The organism is Gemmatimonadota bacterium (genome assembly GCA_016209965.1).
In the GTDB taxonomy this organism is placed as follows: domain Bacteria; phylum Gemmatimonadota; class Gemmatimonadetes; order Longimicrobiales; family RSA9; genus JACQVE01.
On record JACQVE010000070.1, the window covers coordinates 1 to 2,204 of the forward strand.

The 2,204-nt window shown below is 70.2% G+C and carries 2 protein-coding genes; both read right to left on the reverse strand.

Features of this window, described 5'->3' with window-relative positions:
- Positions 1-77: 77 nt before the first annotated feature.
- Positions 78-1,727: a hypothetical protein gene (locus HY703_02985; protein MBI4544144.1), complete on the reverse strand. Its 1,650-nt coding sequence runs from the start codon at positions 1,725-1,727 to the stop codon at positions 78-80.
- Positions 1,728-1,732: 5 nt separating this feature from the next.
- Positions 1,733-2,143, reverse strand: a complete 411-nt coding sequence (locus HY703_02990; GenBank protein ID MBI4544145.1) for a lipoate--protein ligase family protein — start codon at positions 2,141-2,143, stop codon at positions 1,733-1,735.
- Between the last annotated feature and the right edge of the window lie 61 nt (positions 2,144-2,204).

Here is a 2,204-nt window from a genome sequence, read left to right on the forward strand (position 1 = left end):
CAGCACGAAGAAGATGATGGTGGCAATGCCCCAGAGCAGGGGCAGGGATCCGAGCAGCCGGCGCAGGATGTAGGCTGTCATCGCGGGAGCGACCACTCGGCCATGCTTTGCAGTTCCCCCCGCGGGTCCATCACCACCCCCCCGAGCCGCGCCTGCGCCGCAGCCAGCTCGTCCAGCCAGAACATGAAGGTGAAAGGCTGCTCCTGCCGCAGCAGTTGGGTGAATTCCGCCCAGATGACGCGGCCCCGCACCGGGTCGGATGTGGCCGCGCCCTGGTCCATGAGCGCGTCCAGGCGCGGGTTGTGCACGCCGCTGCGGTTGGTCGAGCGTGGCACGTCGGCCAGCTTCGAGTGGAACAGGGCCACCGGCGCCGATGCGACCTGGAAGTTGTCCAGCACCCAGTTGGCGAAGACCGCGTCGAACTCGCGCGCCCGATGCTGGGCCAGCAGCGTCTGGAATTCCAGCACGCGCAGCTCGACGGCGACGCCCACACCGCGGAGCTGCGCCTGCACCACTTCCGCCACGGCGCGGTTCAGCGGCCGCTCACTCGTCAGCAGGGTGAAGCGCAGCGGGCGGCCGCCCGCATCCTCACGCACGCCGTCCCCGTTCCGGTCCACCCACCCCGCCCCTTCCAGCAGTCGCGCCGACTCCTCCGGATCGTAGGGCAGCGGCTCGACCTCGTGGGCGTAAAAGGGGCTCCAGGGTGGAATCGGACCGGTCGCCACCTGGCCGTAGCCGAAAAGCAGCGCCTGAATGATCTCCAGGCGATTGATCCCCAGGGTCATGGCGCGGCGGACGGCGGCATCCGTGAACGGCGGCCGGCGATTGTTCCAGCCAATGTAGTAGACGGTGCGGCCCGGGAAAGCATGGAGGCGCAGCCCGCGGTTGACCTTGATGTCCGCGGCCTGATCCGGCTCGACCGGGACGTCCACATGCACCCCACCCGTCATGAGCTCGGTCAGCAGCGTCGCGGGCTCGGGCACGATCCTGAGCACCACCCGCTCCAGATTCGCAGGCCCGCCCAACCCTTCCGGGAAAGCAGCGTTCCGCTCCAGCACCACGCGATCATTGGCCCGCCACTCCACCACCCTGAACGGTCCACTGCCGACCGGCCTGCGGTTGAACTCCGCGTTGCGCAACTCTCCGGGTGGCACGCCCTCGAGCACGTGCCGGGGCACCGGCGCCCACCAGAAGTCTTCCAGCGCCTGCGCATGCGGAGCCACGAAGGTGAAACGGACCGTATAGCTGTCCACCACCTCCGCACGGGCTACACTCGTGAGGTAGGCCGAGCCGATGAGCGACGCTGTGGCCGGGTCCTTGGCCAGGTCAAACGTGAACTTCACGTCTTCCGCGGTCACGGGGCGGCCGTCATGCCAGTGCACATCGCGACGCAGCCGGAAGTCGACGCCGCTGTCCCCCAGCAGCTTCCAGCTCTGGGCCAGCCAGGGACGTACATTCAGGGCGGAGTCGTAGGCGATGAGCGGAGTGAAGAGCGCATATTTGTTGACCTCGTCTGCATACTGATCGCTGGCCGTTACCGGGTTGAACCCGCCGAAGTCGGTCCGCATGCCTACGATGGCCGTGCCACCCCGTGTGGCCGGCCCGCCACTCCCCACCCGGTCTTCCCGCTCGCCGCACCCCAAACCCACCACCGCCGCGGCGAGCGCGAGCAGCACCCCACCACCAGCGCTGCGGGCAACGCATCGCGGCGCCACTCGCTCACCCATGGGCATCACCTCCGGCCAGCCGTTCCCAGAGACCGGCGGCGCTCTGTCCATGCCGCCGAGCGGTACACCGCCGCCAGCCGCCTTGCCCGATCCCGCTCCTCGCGGGACGGCCGCTGGCGCGCAAGACGAATGCCCAGCATTTCCTGGAAGCCGGCGCGCAAGGCGGCGACTAGCACAGGCCACTCGGGTGGCGAGCCGAGCAACTCCTCGAGTGTGATCGGCCGGGCGGCCGGGAATGCCCGCGCGCCCCGCTCCGCCCCGACGAGCAGCTCGAACACCCGCTCCTGTCCGCCCCCGAGCAGCACGGACCCGTGCTGCAATACCGAGCGCCGCTCGCAGCGCTGCGCGCTGCCCACCAGCTTCCGCCCGCCCACCACTACTTCGCCTGGCGCGGCGGCGCCGAAGCACACCGCCACCGCGCCCTCCCCCAACTCCCCCGCCCGGCGGGGGGTACGCGCGCCCGCCGCCCCCTCCCCC